This window comes from Sphingobium lignivorans (genome assembly GCF_014203955.1).
Classification (GTDB): domain Bacteria; phylum Pseudomonadota; class Alphaproteobacteria; order Sphingomonadales; family Sphingomonadaceae; genus Sphingobium; species Sphingobium lignivorans.
In genome coordinates this window covers 2,299,762-2,314,726 of sequence record NZ_JACHKA010000001.1, presented here as the reverse complement: position 1 = coordinate 2,314,726, position 14,965 = coordinate 2,299,762, and the positions used below count along the sequence as shown (strand labels likewise).

The 14,965-nt window shown below is 64.4% G+C and carries 17 protein-coding genes and 1 pseudogene; 14 read left to right on the top strand and 4 right to left on the bottom strand.

What is annotated here, in order from left to right:
- Positions 1-4: 4 nt before the first annotated feature.
- From HNP60_RS10710 to uvrC, 8 genes and pseudogenes are all read left to right on the top strand, one after another.
- Positions 5-187 (top strand): YnbE family lipoprotein, encoded by a 183-nt coding sequence (locus HNP60_RS10710; RefSeq protein ID WP_184053434.1) that lies wholly within the window; start codon positions 5-7, stop codon positions 185-187.
- Entirely contained in the window at positions 184-585 is a 402-nt protein-coding gene (locus HNP60_RS10705) for a YdbL family probable chaperone protein (RefSeq protein ID WP_184048153.1), read from the top strand. The genes HNP60_RS10710 and HNP60_RS10705 overlap by 4 nt, the downstream gene beginning before the upstream one ends.
- Positions 586-771: 186 nt before the next feature.
- The gene (locus HNP60_RS10700) at positions 772-1,095 is read left to right on the top strand and encodes an AtpZ/AtpI family protein (protein WP_041393167.1); all 324 of its coding nucleotides are present in this window, start codon (positions 772-774) and stop codon (positions 1,093-1,095) included.
- A 69-nt stretch (positions 1,096-1,164) separates the two neighbouring features.
- A complete protein-coding gene (locus HNP60_RS10695; RefSeq protein WP_184157009.1) occupies positions 1,165-1,923 on the top strand; it encodes a F0F1 ATP synthase subunit A in 759 nt (252 codons plus the stop codon).
- A 48-nt stretch (positions 1,924-1,971) separates the two neighbouring features.
- The gene (locus tag HNP60_RS10690; RefSeq protein WP_014076610.1) at positions 1,972-2,199 is read left to right on the top strand and encodes a F0F1 ATP synthase subunit C; all 228 of its coding nucleotides are present in this window, start codon (positions 1,972-1,974) and stop codon (positions 2,197-2,199) included.
- An 86-nt stretch (positions 2,200-2,285) separates the two neighbouring features.
- Positions 2,286-2,771, top strand: a complete 486-nt coding sequence (locus HNP60_RS10685; protein WP_184153478.1) for a F0F1 ATP synthase subunit B family protein — start codon at positions 2,286-2,288, stop codon at positions 2,769-2,771.
- Between the two features lies 1 nt (position 2,772).
- On the top strand, positions 2,773-3,426 hold the full coding sequence (locus tag HNP60_RS10680) for a F0F1 ATP synthase subunit B family protein (RefSeq protein ID WP_184153475.1): 654 nt from the start codon (positions 2,773-2,775) through the stop codon (positions 3,424-3,426).
- 131 nt (positions 3,427-3,557) lie between these two features.
- Positions 3,558-5,481 (top strand): annotated as a pseudogene (uvrC, locus tag HNP60_RS10675) (excinuclease ABC subunit UvrC).
- 27 nt (positions 5,482-5,508) lie between these two features.
- On the opposite strand, the gene HNP60_RS10670 reads toward uvrC, so the two are convergent.
- Positions 5,509-6,069, bottom strand: coding sequence for an OmpA family protein (locus HNP60_RS10670; RefSeq protein WP_184153472.1), 561 nt, complete (start codon positions 6,067-6,069; stop codon positions 5,509-5,511).
- Between the two features lie 285 nt (positions 6,070-6,354).
- On the opposite strand from HNP60_RS10670, the gene secG reads away from it, so the two are divergent.
- The 3 genes from secG to HNP60_RS10655 all read left to right on the top strand — a co-directional run bounded on the left by secG (position 6,355) and on the right by HNP60_RS10655 (position 9,299).
- Positions 6,355-6,735, top strand: coding sequence for a preprotein translocase subunit SecG (secG, locus tag HNP60_RS10665; RefSeq protein WP_184153469.1), 381 nt, complete (start codon positions 6,355-6,357; stop codon positions 6,733-6,735).
- An 82-nt stretch (positions 6,736-6,817) separates the two neighbouring features.
- The gene (locus tag HNP60_RS10660; protein WP_184153466.1) at positions 6,818-8,452 is read left to right on the top strand and encodes a CTP synthase; all 1,635 of its coding nucleotides are present in this window, start codon (positions 6,818-6,820) and stop codon (positions 8,450-8,452) included.
- A 76-nt stretch (positions 8,453-8,528) separates the two neighbouring features.
- The gene (locus HNP60_RS10655; protein ID WP_184153463.1) at positions 8,529-9,299 is read left to right on the top strand and encodes a GNAT family N-acetyltransferase; all 771 of its coding nucleotides are present in this window, start codon (positions 8,529-8,531) and stop codon (positions 9,297-9,299) included.
- Between the two features lie 99 nt (positions 9,300-9,398).
- On the opposite strand, the gene HNP60_RS10650 is transcribed toward HNP60_RS10655, so the two are convergent.
- A complete protein-coding gene (locus tag HNP60_RS10650) occupies positions 9,399-9,866 on the bottom strand; it encodes an Hsp20 family protein (protein WP_184157007.1) in 468 nt (155 codons plus the stop codon).
- Between the two features lie 780 nt (positions 9,867-10,646).
- Here HNP60_RS10650 and HNP60_RS10645 point away from each other — a divergent pair.
- The 3 genes from HNP60_RS10645 (at position 10,647) to HNP60_RS10635 (ending at position 13,322) form a co-directional block, all read left to right on the top strand.
- Entirely contained in the window at positions 10,647-11,897 is a 1,251-nt protein-coding gene (locus HNP60_RS10645; protein ID WP_184048175.1) for a lipoprotein-releasing ABC transporter permease subunit, read from the top strand.
- Positions 11,890-12,561: an ABC transporter ATP-binding protein gene (locus HNP60_RS10640; protein WP_184048178.1), complete on the top strand. Its 672-nt coding sequence runs from the start codon at positions 11,890-11,892 to the stop codon at positions 12,559-12,561. Before HNP60_RS10645 ends, HNP60_RS10640 begins: the two co-directional genes overlap by 8 nt.
- 95 nt (positions 12,562-12,656) lie before the next feature.
- Positions 12,657-13,322: an SDR family oxidoreductase gene (locus HNP60_RS10635; protein WP_184153460.1), complete on the top strand. Its 666-nt coding sequence runs from the start codon at positions 12,657-12,659 to the stop codon at positions 13,320-13,322.
- A 64-nt stretch (positions 13,323-13,386) separates the two neighbouring features.
- Here the strand turns inward: HNP60_RS10635 and HNP60_RS10630 are convergent, their stop codons facing one another.
- Together HNP60_RS10630 and HNP60_RS10625 are read right to left on the bottom strand one after the other, a co-directional pair.
- Entirely contained in the window at positions 13,387-13,713 is a 327-nt protein-coding gene (locus tag HNP60_RS10630) for a DUF1905 domain-containing protein (RefSeq protein WP_184153457.1), read from the bottom strand.
- 7 nt (positions 13,714-13,720) lie between these two features.
- Entirely contained in the window at positions 13,721-14,881 is a 1,161-nt protein-coding gene (locus tag HNP60_RS10625; protein ID WP_184153454.1) for a Yip1 family protein, read from the bottom strand.
- Between the last annotated feature and the right edge of the window lie 84 nt (positions 14,882-14,965).

Sequence of the window (14,965 nt, the reverse complement as noted above, 5' to 3'; positions counted from 1 at the left end):
GTTGATGGGGCGAACGGGACTGATGCTGCTGCTGACCGGCGGCCTGTGCGCCTGCATCCAGGTGCGGGCGCCCGAGAAGCCCATCGAGATCAATCTCAACGTGAAGATCCAGCAGGAAGTCGTCGTGCGTCTCCAGCAGGACGCCAGAGACCTCATCGAGAACAATCCGGAGCTTTTCCCCAAATGACACGCATCTTCAGCAGGTCGAATCTCCTGAGCGGAATGCTCGCCGGGCTGATGGCCCTGAGCGCGCCCGCAATGGCGCAGGACAGCGTCGTGAGCGCCGCGAAGGCCGCAGGAACCGTGGGCGAGCAGGCCGATGGCTATCTCGGCACCAAGGGCTCCGTGAGCGCCGAGGTGCGCGCGGCCGTCGACGCCCTGAACATCAAGCGCCGGGCGGCCTATACCGAGCTGGCCGCCAAGCGCGGCGTCACCGTCGCTGACATGGCGGCCGTCACCGGTTGCCAGACGCTCGCTGGCCGGGTCGCCCAGGGGCAGATCTACCGGATCGGCAACGGAGACTGGCAGACCAAGGGCGCCGGTCCGATCGCCCTGCCGGATTATTGCGCCGCAGCCGGCAAATAATCCCGCTCGATTCGCTGTTCTTTTGCGGGGGATTGCCAGCTTTTCCGCCGCATTTAGCCATTCCCACCGCTAGTGTTGACTTGCGGGGCTTCGCTTTCTACACGGGCCCCGCTTTGACGGGGGCGGCCCAGGCAAGTCATGCAGCGACGGTTTGTGGCCCCGGCGGCGCAAACGGGAGTGGGCATGATGAGCGAGACCGAACCCGAGCAGGACCCGATTGCCGAGGATAGTCGCATCAAGTCGCTCTCTGAGCGGCTGGATCGTGCTGAGGCGGTCGAGAAGGTCAGGACCGGTGCAGGCCGGACCGGGCATGCCGACGCGAATTATCGTCTCGGCAACCGGGTGCTTGCGGAACTGATCGGCGGTCTTGCCGGTGGTGCGCTGATCGGATGGGTCCTGGACCGGTTCATCGGCACGTCGCCCTGGCTCCTGCTGGCCTTCCTCTTTCTGGGGATAATCGTGGCCTTCAGGAACATCATTAGGATTTCGACGAAGCGTCCTGAAAAATAGGGCGCTTTCGTCATATCGCAGGCGTTTATTGGGAAGCAGACTGTGGCAGAACCCGGTAAGATCGACCCCATGCACCAATTCGCGATCGAGCCGATGTTCGGCACCGATCATTGGAACATCGGTGGCTACAACATTGCGTTCACCAACAGCGCGCTGTGGATGGTGATCACGGTCGCCGTTCTATGGGGCTTTATGCTGCTCGGCATGAAGCGGGAGCTGGTGCCCGGCCGCTGGCAGGCCGCCGTGGAATCGATGACCGGCTTCATCGCCAAGCTGACCGACGAGAATATCGGCAAGGGCGGGCGCAAATATGTGCCTTATATCTTCTCGCTGTTCATGTTCATCCTGTTCGCGAACCTGCTTGGCCTGCTGCCGCTCGGCCTGATCGGCCTGCATCCCTTCACCTTCACCAGCCATTTCACCGTCACCGGCGTTCTGGCGATCATGAGCTTCTCGATCGTGCTGATCGTGGGGTTCTGGAAGCATGGCATCAAGTTCTTCTCGCTGTTCATCCCGCACGGCACGCCGCTGCCCATGGTGCTGGTGATCTTCCCGATCGAGCTGGTGTCCTTCCTGTTCCGGCCGTTCAGCCTCGGCCTGCGACTCTTCGTCGCCATGATCGCCGGGCACATCCTGCTCAAGGTGCTCGCCGGTTTCGTCATCAACGCTTCCAATGCCAGCCCGATCTGGGGCGGCGTGGTCGGCGTGCCCAGCTTCGCGCTGATGATCGGCGTTTCGGCGCTGGAAATCCTCGTGGCCGGCATTCAGGCTTATGTGTTCGCACTGCTCACGTCGCTGTACATTCACGACGCCGAGCATCTGCACTGATTTTTCAACCAACGACCAAAGCGATTTTTTGAAAAGGAGTTAAGTAACATGGACGCAGAAGCCGCAAAGCTGATCGGTGCCGGTCTGGCTGCTATCGGTGCCGGCGTGGCCGCGCTGGGCGTGGGCAACGTGTTCGGTTCGTTCCTCGAGAGCGCGCTGCGCAATCCGGGTGCCGCGGACGGCCAGCAGGGCCGCCTGTTCATCGGCTTCGCCGCCGCAGAGCTTCTCGGCCTGCTGGCGTTCGTCGTCGCGATGATCCTGATCTTCGTTGCCTGATCGCTCGCAAGACGATCGGACAATGATGGCGGATTCGGCGGTTGCCCTTGCGGGGCGCCGTCGGACCGCGCAGACGGACAGGTGATATGCCTCAGATAGCCCAGCTTGCCGCAACCTACTCGTCGCAGATCTTCTGGCTTCTGCTGACCTTCGGGTTCGTGTTCTTCGTGATCGGCCTCGGTATGGTGCCGAAGGTGCAGTCCACGGTGGATGCCCGCGACAAGAAGATTGCCGATGATCTCGAGGCGGCTCGCGCCGGCTCGGCGGCGGCCGATGCCCTGGAAGCCGACTGGCGCGCCAGGGAGAATGAGGCGCGCGCCGCGGCCCAGGCCCGCATCGTGCAGGCCAAGGCCGAAGCTGCCCGGAACCGGGAAATCGCACTGGCCAAGGCCGATGCGGCGGCCGGGGAGAAACTCGCCGCTGCGGAACGTGAGATCGAGGCCGGGCGCGTGAAGGCGCTGGGCGAGATCGAGGCGGTCGCGGCGGAAGTTGCGAGCGACATCGTGCAGCGCGTTGCCGGCGCGAAGGTTCCCGCCGATATGGCGCTCCAGGCAGTGAAGGCGGTGATCTGACATGGCGAACGAAGCACCCGCAACGGCAGCGGCTGAGGCCGCCGCCAGCGACAACGGATCGGCTGCCGTCCAGTATAATCTCGATCATGCCGATCGGATGCAGGGCATGGACGGAGAAGTCCATTCCGCCACCGAAGCCTTCGGTGGTCCGGCCGCGCATGGCGTTGAATCGTCCGCGCTCTGGATGGATGCGACGGGCTGGGTCAGCCTTTCCATGCTGGTCTTCCTGGCCATTCTGGTCTGGAAGAAAGTGCCCGTCCTGATCGGTGGCGCGCTGGACAAGAAGATCGCGGGGATCCGCGCCCAGCTCGACGAGGCTGCCCGGCTCCGCAAGGAAGCCGAGGCGCTCAAGGCCGAGTATGAGCGCAAGATCGCGACGGTCGCGCAGGAGGCGGATGCCATGCGCGTCGCTGCCGAGCAGGAAGCGGCCGATCTGATCAGCGCCGCCAGGACCGAGGCGGAAGCGCTCGTCGTCCGTCGCCAGAAGATGGCTGAGGACAAGATTGCCGCTGCCGAGCGTGCGGCCATCGCCGATGTGCGCGCCCGCGCCGCGACCGCTGCGACCGCCGCGGCTGCCACGCTGATCCGGCAGGCCCATGACGCCAAGGCCGACAAGGGCCTGGTGGACGAGGTGATCGGCAAGCTGGCGCACTGATCCGGCGCATCATGCGTCATGAAAGGCCGGGCAGGGCGACCTGCCCGGCTTTTTCGTGTGTACGCCGGCTGGCGAGACATTCGGTCGCCCGGCGCATTGCCCCCGCAACAGCGCACGCCTAAATCGCCATCATGAGTGATCGTCCGTCATCCCCCAATCGCTTCAACGAGGAGAAGGCGACTTACGCGGTCCGCGGCAGTGAGTTGCCGGACGTCGAAGCCGGCGTTGCCGCGATCCGCGAGACGCTGAAGACGCTCGGTGCGCGGCCGGGCGTCTATCGGATGCAGGATGCACGCGGCGACGTGCTCTATGTCGGCAAAGCCCGCGCGCTTCGGAATCGCGTCGCCAACTATACGCAGGTCGAGCGCCTCTCGAAGCGTCTCCAGCGGATGGTCTCGCAGACCCGCTCGATGACGATCGTCACCACGCAGAGCGAAGCCGAGGCGCTGCTGCTCGAAGCGCAGCTCATCAAGCGCTTCCGGCCGCCGTACAATGTGCTCCTGCGCGACGACAAGAGCTTCCCTTTCATCCTGTTGCGCGAGGATCATGATTTCCCGCGGGTGCAGCTCCACCGCGGCGCGCGGAAGATCAAGGGGCGTTATTATGGGCCGTTTGCCGGGGCGGGGCAGGTCCGCAAGACACTGAACGCCCTTCAGAAGCTGTTTCTCCTGCGCAGCTGCACGGACAGCTTCTTCAACAATCGCTCGCGCCCGTGCCTTCTCTATCAGATTCGCCGATGCTCCGCGCCCTGCGTTGGCCGGATCAGCGAATCCGCTTATGCGGAGCTCGTTTCGGACGCGCAGGATTTCCTGGGCGGCAAGTCGACACAGGTGCAGGCCAAGCTTGGCGAGGCGATGAATGCCGCCGCCGAGGCGCTCGATTTCGAGATGGCGGCCGTCTACCGGGACCGGCTCAAGGCCCTGACCTTCATTCAGGGCAGCCAGGCCATCCATGCCGAAGGACTTGGCGATGCGGACCTTTTCGCCTTGGCCAGCCGGAATGGCGGCATCTGCATCCAGGCCTTCTTCATCCGGGGCGGGCAGAATTGGGGGCATCGCGCCTTCTTCCCCGTCCACACCGCGGAGGTGAGCGAGGATGAAGTGCTGATGCAGTTCATGGCGCAATTCTACGAGGATGTGCCGCCCGCGCCGCTCGTGCTGTGCGATCGCGAACCGTCCGAGACGCTTCTGCTCGCCGAGGCGCTGAGCCAGCGGATCGGCCGCAAGGTCCGCATCGAGGTGCCGCAGCGCGGCGAGCGGGCTAAGCTCCTCAGGCAGGCGCAGCGCAATGCCGAGGAGGCTCTCGAACGGCGGCAGGCGGAAAGCAGCGCGCAAGGCAAGGTTCTGGCCGAGCTGACCGATCTGTTCGGGCTCGAAGGGCCGCCCGACCGCATCGAGGTGTACGACAACAGCCATATCCAGGGCACGAACGCGCTCGGCGCGATGATCGTCGCGGGGCCGGAGGGCTTCCGCAAGAATGCCTATCGCAAGTTCAACATCCGGCGTCCCGAAACCGTGCCGGGCGACGATTTCGCGATGATGCGCGAAGTGTTCGAGCGACGCTTCGCGCGTGCGCAGGAGGAAGACCCCGAGCGCGAGACGGGCGAATGGCCGGACCTCGTCCTGATCGACGGCGGGCGGGGCCAGCTCAACGCGGCGCGCGCGGTCCTCGAGGAGATGGGCGTGGAGGATGTTCCCATGGTGGGCGTCGCGAAGGGCCCCCATCACGGGCGGGAAGGGCGCGAGGTGTTCCACCTGCCCGATGGAAGGGAGTTCACGCTGCCGGTGAATCATCCCGTGCTGTTCTATCTCCAGCGGCTGCGCGACGAGGCGCATCGCTTCGCCATCGGGGCGCACCGGCAGAAACGCGCCAAGGCGATTACGGCGAGTTCACTTGATGACGTGCCCGGCATCGGCCCCGGCTCGCAAGAAAGCGCTGCTCATGCATTTCGGCACGGCGCGCGCGGTGCGCAATGCGAGCCTCGATGATCTCCAGCGCGCGCCGGGCGTATCATCCGCCGTCGCGCAGACGGTCTATGATTATTTCCATGGCTGAGAGGGCAGGGAGCGGGCGGCTGCTCTTTCAGTCCAGCACGATCACGACGATGCGGCGATTCTTCGCGCGGCCTTCCGGCGTGGTGTTCGGAGCGACGGGCTGGGCCTCGCCATAAGCGATGGTGGACATGCGGTTGGCGCGGATGCCTTGCTTGTGAAGGAAAAGCATCGCCGCGTCGGCGCGGGCCTGCGCCAGCCGCAGATTGCTGGCCGCGCTGCCGACATTGTCCGTATAGCCCTGGATTTCCAGGAAGACGTTGCGGTTCTCGGCGATCAGCTTCTGCGCGAGTTCGGCCAGGCCTTTCTCGGCCTCGCGCGACAGGGCAGCGCTGCCTGTCGGGAAATGCACTTTGTCGTCGCTCAGCACCACGGAATAGACGAACTTGCCTTCCGCGAGCTGGCGGGCAGCCTTGGCGCGTTCGAGCGCTTCCTGCGCAGTGCGGTCAACGGCATCGATTCGAGCGTTCTGCCGGGCCTCCAGTGCGCCGATCTGCTCATTGACATAGGTTTTCGTGGCGCAGCCGCCGAGAAGCGCGGCGCAACCGAGCACGGCGAGGGCGGGCCGGAGAGCGACGAAGCTATGCGTCATGGCGATCCTTCGAATGGTTGACGAGACTTTGAGGACAGAGTGTCACCAGCGGCCAAACAATTGAAGTGCCGGTTGCCGCATCGCTGCGCCAGAATGACGCAGCGGGGGCATGATTGTCTCATCACGGCACAGTTTGCGACGCCTGCGCTCTGCCCGGTCTCGCGCGGCGGTCCGGGACGCGCGCGGGGTATTCGGGTGCGCGTTCGATACGGGCGAGGTTGAAGCCGTCGCCGTTCGGCGCTAAGGGCGGCGCAACACGCGATCATACGGAAGTTTCCGCCACTCATGCTTTTCACCTTCCTCCTCGTCGTTCAGGCCATCATCGCTTTCGCGCTGGTCACGGTCATCCTGATGCAGCGTTCGGAAGGCGGCGGGCTGGGCATGGGCGGAAGCCCGTCCGGTCTCATGTCCGCGCGCGGCGCCGCAGACTTTCTGACGCGTGCGACGACCATTCTCGCGGGGCTGTTCGTCGGCCTCAGCATCGTGCTCGCCGTGATCGCGGCGACGCAGCACCGGGCTGCCACGCTGGATACGTCGCTTGTGGGCCAGACGGCCCCCGCAGGCGATGCGGCCGGTGGCGCGCCTGCCGGCAATGATGCGCTTTCCGGCGCCGCCGCAGCGGCCGGCAATCGGGCGGAAGAGCCGGCGGTCCCGCTCGCTCAGTAACGCATTTCCGCATAATTTTTTCACCGCAGGCGGATTCGTCCGCTTGCCCTCCTGCTCGGGTTCAGCATAAGCCTCATCTCCCATGGCGCGGTTCATATTCATCACCGGCGGCGTGGTCTCCTCGCTTGGCAAAGGCCTCATGGCTGCCTCGCTTGCGGCACTGCTCCAGGCGCGCGGATTCAAGGTCCGCACGCGCAAGTTTGACCCCTATCTCAATGTCGATCCGGGCACGATGTCGCCCTATCAGCATGGCGAAGTCTATGTGACCGACGATGGCGCGGAGACCGATCTGGATCTCGGCCATTATGAGCGTTTCACCGGCGTCGTAAGCCGGCAGGCGGACAATGTGACGCAGGGCCGGATCTACCAGACGATCATCCAGAAGGAGCGTCGCGGCGACTATCTCGGCGCGACGGTGCAGGTGATCCCGCACGTCACGGACGAGATCAAGGCCTTCGCTCTTGCGGAGACGGGCGATGTCGACTTCGTGCTCTGCGAGATCGGCGGCACGGTGGGCGACATCGAGAGCCTGCCGTTCATGGAAGCGATCCGTCAGCTCCACAATGAGCTGGGGCCGAAGCGCTCCATCTTCGTTCACGTGACTCTGGTGCCCTATATTGCGGCTGCCGGTGAGCTGAAGACCAAGCCCACGCAACACAGCGTCCGCGAGCTGACATCGCTCGGCATTCAGCCGAATATCCTGCTGTGCCGGACCGAGCATCCGCTGCCGGATAGCGAGCGGGCCAAGATTGCCCTGTTCTGCAACGTGCCGACCGACGCCGTGATTCCCGCGCTGGATGCCAGCAGCATCTATGCCGTCCCGGCGCAATATCATGCCGAAGGGCTGGATGCCGCCGTGCTGCGCGCCTTCGACATCGAGGGCGCGCCCGCGCCCGACATGGCGCGCTGGATCGACATCATGGATCGCCAGCAGAACCCCGAAGGCGAAGTGACGATCGGCGTCGTCGGCAAATATGTCGGCCTGCCGGACGCGTACAAATCGCTGCACGAGGCGCTGGTCCATGGCGGACTGGCGAATCGCGTCAAGGTCCGGATTCAGTGGCTGGATGCCGAACTCTTCGAGGAGGAAGAGAGCGACATTGCCGCGAGACTGGAGCCGATGCACGGCATTCTGGTGCCGGGCGGCTTCGGCGTGCGTGGATCGGAAGGGAAGATCGCATCCGTGCGTTTCGCCCGCGAGCGCAACGTACCCTTTTTCGGCATCTGCCTCGGCATGCAGATGGCCTGCATCGAAAGCGCCCGGAATACCGCGGGTATCGCTGGCGCTTCCACCACCGAATTCGGCCCGACCGACGAACCGGTCGTGGGCCTCATCACCGAGTGGATGAGCAAGGAAGGTCTCCAGAAGCGCACCGAGCAGACCGATCTCGGCGGCACGATGCGGCTGGGCGCCTATCCCGCCAAACTGGCTGGCAACAGCGTGGTGGCAAGCATCTACGAGGCTGAGGAGATCAGCGAGCGGCACCGGCATCGCTATGAAGTCAATGCCCGCTATCGCGAGCCGCTGGAGAAAGGTGGCCTCATCTTCTCCGGCATGTCTCCCGACGGGCAATTGCCCGAGATCGTCGAGCGGCCGGATCACTCCTGGTTCATTGGCGTGCAGTTCCATCCCGAACTCAAGTCCAAGCCCTTCGATCCGCATCCGCTCTTCGCCAGCTTCATCGCCGCGGCGCTGAAGCAGAGCCGGCTGGTCTGACGCGTGGAGGGCCGATCTCGCCGGAGTTGGCGGGCAGGCTGTTCTCCAGTGACGGCACCGGGCCCGGGAAGCGAAGATGGCGATTCACGATCCCGCCTCTGATGCGATGTGCTGGCGCGTGGAGGCGGCATGCCTCAACGCCTGGCCATCGTCGCGCCAGATCATTCTCGATGGCTGGCTTCTGCGCGCCTCGGGAGGACCCACGAGGCGGCTGAATTCCGCTAATCCGCTCCATCGCGACGCGGCCGCGAGCAAGCCACTGATCGAGGCCGTGGAAGCGTTCTATCAATCGCTGGGGCGCACGCCGATTTTCCGGGTGCCCGACATCTCGCCGCCCGTCGATGCACTGCTGGCGGAACGGGGCTATGCAGCGGACGCGCATACACAAACATTGTGGGCCGACATGGCCGACCTGCCCACGCAGCCCAACGAAGGCAAGGAGACGGCGCTCATCCCGCATCCCGACGCGCGTTGGCTCGCGGCGCGTGACCGGTTGAGCGGCAATGATGATGCCGCCCGCCTCGCTTATCGGGAGACGGTCGCGGCGATCCTGCTGCCGTGCGGGTTCGCCATGGCCTGCCAGGCGGGCGATATAAAGGCGGTGGCCTATGGCGCGCTGCAAGGCGATCTGCTGATCGTGGAATCGGTGGTGAGCGATCCTGCGGTGCGCCGGCAGGGATTTGCGCGGCAATGCCTTTTGTCCTTGTTCGGTTGGGCGCGGGCGCAAGGCGCGCGGGCGGCGGCCCTGCAGGTGATGGCGGACAATCTGCCGGCGCTGGCGCTTTATCGGGGGCTGGGTTTCACGCGCGACCTTTACGGATATCACTACCGCATCAAGAGGGGCTAGCCGGGCATGGCGTTCCCCTCATGAAATGAAATGGGCGCCCGGGTTGCCCCGGACGCCCTTCATTTCTCTCTGACTGGTTTAGAGAGACGGCGAAACGGCTCAGGCGGCGTCCTTGTCGCTCTTGAGGTCAATGACCTCACCCTTGCCGTTGATGGCGATTTTCCGGGGCTTCATGGCGTCCGGGATTTCCCGGACCAGTTCCACGGTAAGCAGCCCGTCGGACAGATCGGCGCGGTCGACCCGCACGAAGTCAGCAAGCTCGAAGCGACGCTCGAAGTTGCGATTCGCGATGCCCAGATGCAGGAACTTGGCGTGATCGCCCTCGGCGACCTCGGCCTTCCGGCCGCTGATCTGCAGCAGGTTCTGCTGGGCCGTGATGTCGATCTCGTCCGCCTTGAAGCCGGCGACGGCGAGTGTCACGCGATAGCGGTCCTCGTCCAGCCGTTCGATATTGTAGGGCGGATAATTGTCGGCCTGCTGGAGCCGCGCATTGTTCTCGATGAGATCGAACAGGCGATCGAAGCCGACAGTGGTTCGGCGATAGGGGGTCAAATCAAATCCACGCATCATCAAATCCTCCTTGTGGAGCGTGTTTGAACTGCGATGCCGGGCCCGCGGCGGGCGCCCGGGGCATCCGTCCGATCCCGAAGTGGCGACCGGACGTGAGGGAGATATGCGTGGTCCAGGCGGTTTCAAGAGGGCCGTTTTCAGATTCGGACACGCCGGCTCAAGAGGCGTGAATGCTTTGCCTGACCTATGGAAAGGGGCCGCCGAAAAGCGTTCCGGGCAAGGGCGGGCCGGCGGCCGGTAAATCGCGGGAGGACAGAAAACGATATCGCTGAAAGACTAAGCGCCCAGATCGTTGCCGATCCGGGCGCCCGTGGACGAATAATCGTCTCCCCCTTTGGTGTCGTCTCAACGCGCCTTGCCGGCCCCCTCAAGCGGGTAGGCGGGAGAGCGACATCCCTGAACCACGGCCTGCTATGAAGAGCCTGTGTTTCGAGGAGGAAGCTAAGCGAGCCGTCCGGCCCTGTCACGGGGCAAGTCGCGCCGCATGGAAATTGAACCGGCATCTGTGCCAAATCCGCAACAGATAGGGGCGTCCTCGATCTGGATGATACCACATCTCAGCATGAGGGCGGTCGGCGGCTGTATGTGGATCTCGGATTGGGCCCGCGCCCTGCACGATGGCAGCCCTGCGGAAGAGCTCGCCTCATCGGCGGAGGCGGGCCCGGGGGAACATGAGCATGTGCGTGCAATCCGGAATGAACGCTCAGTACGCTTGCCACCCGGGCCGGCGAGCCATAGAGGTGAGCATTCCCTCGTTTCAGAGCTGCCCGCAGCATTATGATCCTTGCCCGTTATGAACGAATGATCGCCCGGCGATACCTGCTGCCGGGCAGGGGGGAAGGGTTCATCTTCCTCGTTGCGTCGATCAGCCTGGTCGCCGTGATGCTGGGCGTTGCGGCGCTCATCGTCGTGATGAGCGTGATGAACGGGTTTCGCGCGGAGCTGTTCGACAAGATCGTGGGGCTGAACGGCCATGCGGTGGTGCAAGGCTATGGCGGTCGGCTGGACAACTGGCAGGCGATTGCCGAGCAGGCGCGCAAGACACCAGGCGTCACCAGCGCCACCCCGCTCATCGAGCAGCCGCTGCTGGCGATCTTCAATGGCCGGGTGGAAGCGGCCCTGATCCGCGGCATGACGGAGAGCGATATCCGCGAGAACAGCGCGCTCGGCAGCAAGCTGGTCGCCGGCTCGCTCGATTCGGTTCGTGCGGGCAGCGGCAAGGTGGCGATCGGCTCGCGCCTTGCCGAGAATCTCGGCGTCAATGTCGGCCAGACCATCAGCATCATCAATCCGGCGGGTCGCTCGACGCCATTCGGCACCGTGCCGCGCCAGCTTCCCTATGAGGTGGGCGCGATCTTCGAGATCGGCGTCTATGATTATGACAAGGCGTTCATCATCATGCCGATGGAGGATGCCCAGCTCCTGCTGCTGATGGGCGATCAGGTCGGCATGGTGGAAGTCCAGACCGTGGATCCTGATCGGGTAGGAGAGATCCTCGCGCCGCTCGCAAAGCAGGTGGAAGGCAAGGCGCTGGTGATCGACTGGCGACAGATGAACTCCAGCCTGTTCGAGGCGCTTCAGGTCGACCGGGTGGTGTCGTTCGTCATCCTTTCGCTCATCATTCTGGTCGCCGTGTTCAACATCCTCTCCTCTCTCATCATGCTGGCGCGGGCGAAGACGCGGGACATCGCCATCCTGCGCACGATGGGCGCGACATGGCGCGGGCTCTTGCGCATCTTCGTGACCGTCGGGCTGGCGATCGGCGCCACCGGCACGCTGGCGGGCGCAGCGCTCGGCTTCATCATCCTGCATTTCCGGCAGGGAATCCTCGATGGCGTGCAGTTCCTCACTGGCCAGCAGCTTTGGGATCCTTCGATCCGGTTCCTGACGACGCTGCCTTCCAAGCCCGATCCGGTGGAGATCGTCGGCATCTGCTTCATGTCCATCGGCTTCTCCTTCCTCGCGACGCTTTATCCGGCGCTGAAGGCCGCCAACACCGATCCGGTGCAGGTGCTGCGCTATGAGTGAAGTCCTTTCCGTCACCGCGCTTTCGCGCAGCTTCACCCAGGGCGGCGCCCGGATCGACGTGCTGCGCGGTGTCGACCTCACGGTTGATGCGGGGGAAATCATCGCGCTGCTCGGCCCTTCCGGGTCCGGAAAATCGACCATGTTGCAGGCAATCGGCCTGCTGGAGGGCGGCTATGGCGGCTCCATCCGCCTGTGCGGCGTGGAAGTGGCGAAGGAAGGGAATGAAGGGCGCACGCGCCTGCGGCGTGAGAAGCTGGGCTTCGTCTACCAGTTCCATCATCTCTTGCCGGATTTCACCGCCATCGAGAATGTCATCCTGCCCCAGCTCATTCTCGGCCGGGGGATGGACGAGGCGCGGGCGCGGGCGGAAAGCCTGCTCACTGATCTGGGTCTTGCGCAGCGGCTCGAACACAAGCCGAGCCAGCTCTCCGGTGGCGAGCAGCAGCGCGTGGCCGTGGCGCGCGCCCTCGCCAACCGGCCCGCGCTGGTGCTGGCGGACGAGCCGACCGGTAATCTGGATGAGCGCACCGCCGATGTGGTCGTCGACGAATTCATCCGGCTGGTCCGCGAACAGGGGTCGGCGGCATTGATTGCCACGCATAATGAAAGGCTCGCCGCGCGGATGGACCGGATCGTGCGGCTGCACGACGGACGACTGGACTGAGGCGACAGCGTCCCACCATCCGGTGTATGGTCCGGTGTATGACGGTGCCCCGGAGCGGGCGACCATGAATGTGTTCGAGCGCAAGGAGAGAGAGCATGGCCACTATCGTCATCACCGGCGCCAATCGGGGCATCGGCCTGGAACTTGCCCGCCAATATGCGGCGGCCGGCAATATCGTGATCCGCGCCATGCGTGGGACTGACAAGGCGGAAGAACCCATCGGTGAAACGCTCGCGCTCCATGTGACCGACCCGGCCGGCATCGAGACCTTCGCGGCGGCATTGGAGGGGCGGGCGATCGATCTGCTCATCAATAATGCCGGCATTTCCGGCCCGGCCCGGCAAAGCGCGACCGATATGGATTTCGACGGCTTCGCGCAGGTTCTTGACGTCAATGTGCTTGGCCCGCTGCGCGTGACGCAGGCGCTGCTGCCCAATCTGCGCAAGGCGCCTGCCGGGAAGATCGCGGTCGTCTCCAGCCTGATGGGGTCGATGGCCTCCCCGCAGTCCGGCCATGTCGCCTATCGCGCTTCGAAGACGGCCGTGAACAAGGTCTTTCAGTGCCTTGCGGCCGATCTCTCGGCGGAGGGCATCGCGGTGGCCTGCCTGCATCCCGGCTGGGTGCGCACCGACATGGGCGGCGCGGGAGCGGACATCGACGTGGCGACCAGCGCCGGGGGCCTGCGGGCCGTGCTCGATGCGCTCGATGTCGCCAGGACCGGGCGGTTCTGGAATTATGATGGCAGTGAGCTCGCTTGGTGATCCCTCGCCGGCCTTGGGCTAAATCATTGCCGTTCTCTCGTTTTGAGAACCAAACGGTCTTGGTCTAACCCGCCCGGGGTGACGCAGCCGGGATGATAAGTGTGACCGACACGCGGTCGCCCACGGAGATGTCGAGTTGCGCCCGCACCTTGTCCCTGAGCGGCAGATAATAGCTGCCGTCCCTCGGGAAGAGCGACGTCTCGAACGTCACATCCGCGATCGTCACTCTGGCGGGGATCATGCCCCAGCCATAGCTGACCGCGCGACCGGCTTCGCGAAGCGCCTGCGCGTCGTGCACGGGCACTGCGATGAAGACATAAGGCGCCGGGCCGCGCCAGGAAATCACCTCCGCTTCGAACGTGAAGCGCAGGCGTTCCGCCTCATGTGGCATCGCGGGTTCAGCTCTTGCCGAGCGTGGCGAGCTTGCCCTGATCGATGCTGGCGACGGCGGCCTTCAGCTCATCGATGCTGGCGGCATCGCCTTCCGCCTCGATGATGAAGCGCTTGCCCACGATCGTGGCGAACTTGCCGTCGCCGGCGGAGCGATCCCATTTTTCGATCACCAGATTGCCGTCGACCGTGCTGGTGCGCTCATAGCCGTCGGCATCTTCGCGGTTGGCTTCCACCCCGAACGCGCTGGCCATGCCCGCCCATGCGCCCGCGATGGCGATGTCCGCGATCTTGAGCGTGAACCGCCTGTCTCCAGCCTCATATGTGCCTTCGGCCGTGCTGCCGGGGCCGGCGCGGGCGCTTTCGACTGCGACGCGCTGGTAGGCACCGATGCTGGCGGGCAGCAGGGACTGGAGATCGGCGGGCGCTGCTGCCGTCACATTGCCCTCTATGGCGCTTTCCATGTCCCGGCCCGCCTGCTCGATCTTGTCCGTATCGAACGTGCCGACGCCGGGGATGGAAATGCTGCCGCCGCCCTCCGAAACCGACGGCGAATCCCAGGAGGACGCGCCGAACATGCCGCCGATCGCCCCGACGATCGCTGCGGTCACGAAATAGAGCAGGATCGCGCAGATGACGGTGACGATGGTGTAAGTTAGTGCTTTTTCGCCCGGCACCTTCATCATCGGCGCGGCACCGACATAGAAGAGATAGAAGGAATAGAGACCGACGATGCCGAGCAGGGAAAGCGACGGGACGAGGCTGAAGATTCCGGCGAGCCAGCTTGCGGTCATGGAGTAGACCACAAGCTTGAACGCATTGCGGGAACTGCTTTCGCCGCCGAAACTGGCTGCCAGCTTGTTGGCGATGAAGCTCAGCACGAAGATCCCGACCAGCGACAATATGTAGCCGCCAACGGCAATCGACAGGCTCCCCATGATGGAAGGGCGAAAGCTGATACCGAACGCGCCATAGCCGAAAATCTGCCCACCCAGAAAGCTCGCCACGGGGCCGATGGCGGCCAGCGGCACGGCATAACGCGTGAAGACTTCACCGCTGGGCGTCGTTTCGCGCGCGATGACCGGCCATTCATCCCTGGGCTTGAGAATGATTGCCTTGGCGCGGGCGGCGATGTCTCCGCCGGGCCCTGCGGGCGTTTCCACTGTCATGACATCGTCTCCCCCAAAACGGATATGATCAGTGCTCAGTTGGACCATGAATCGCCACAACTGGCAAGTTTGCGCGCATGAATA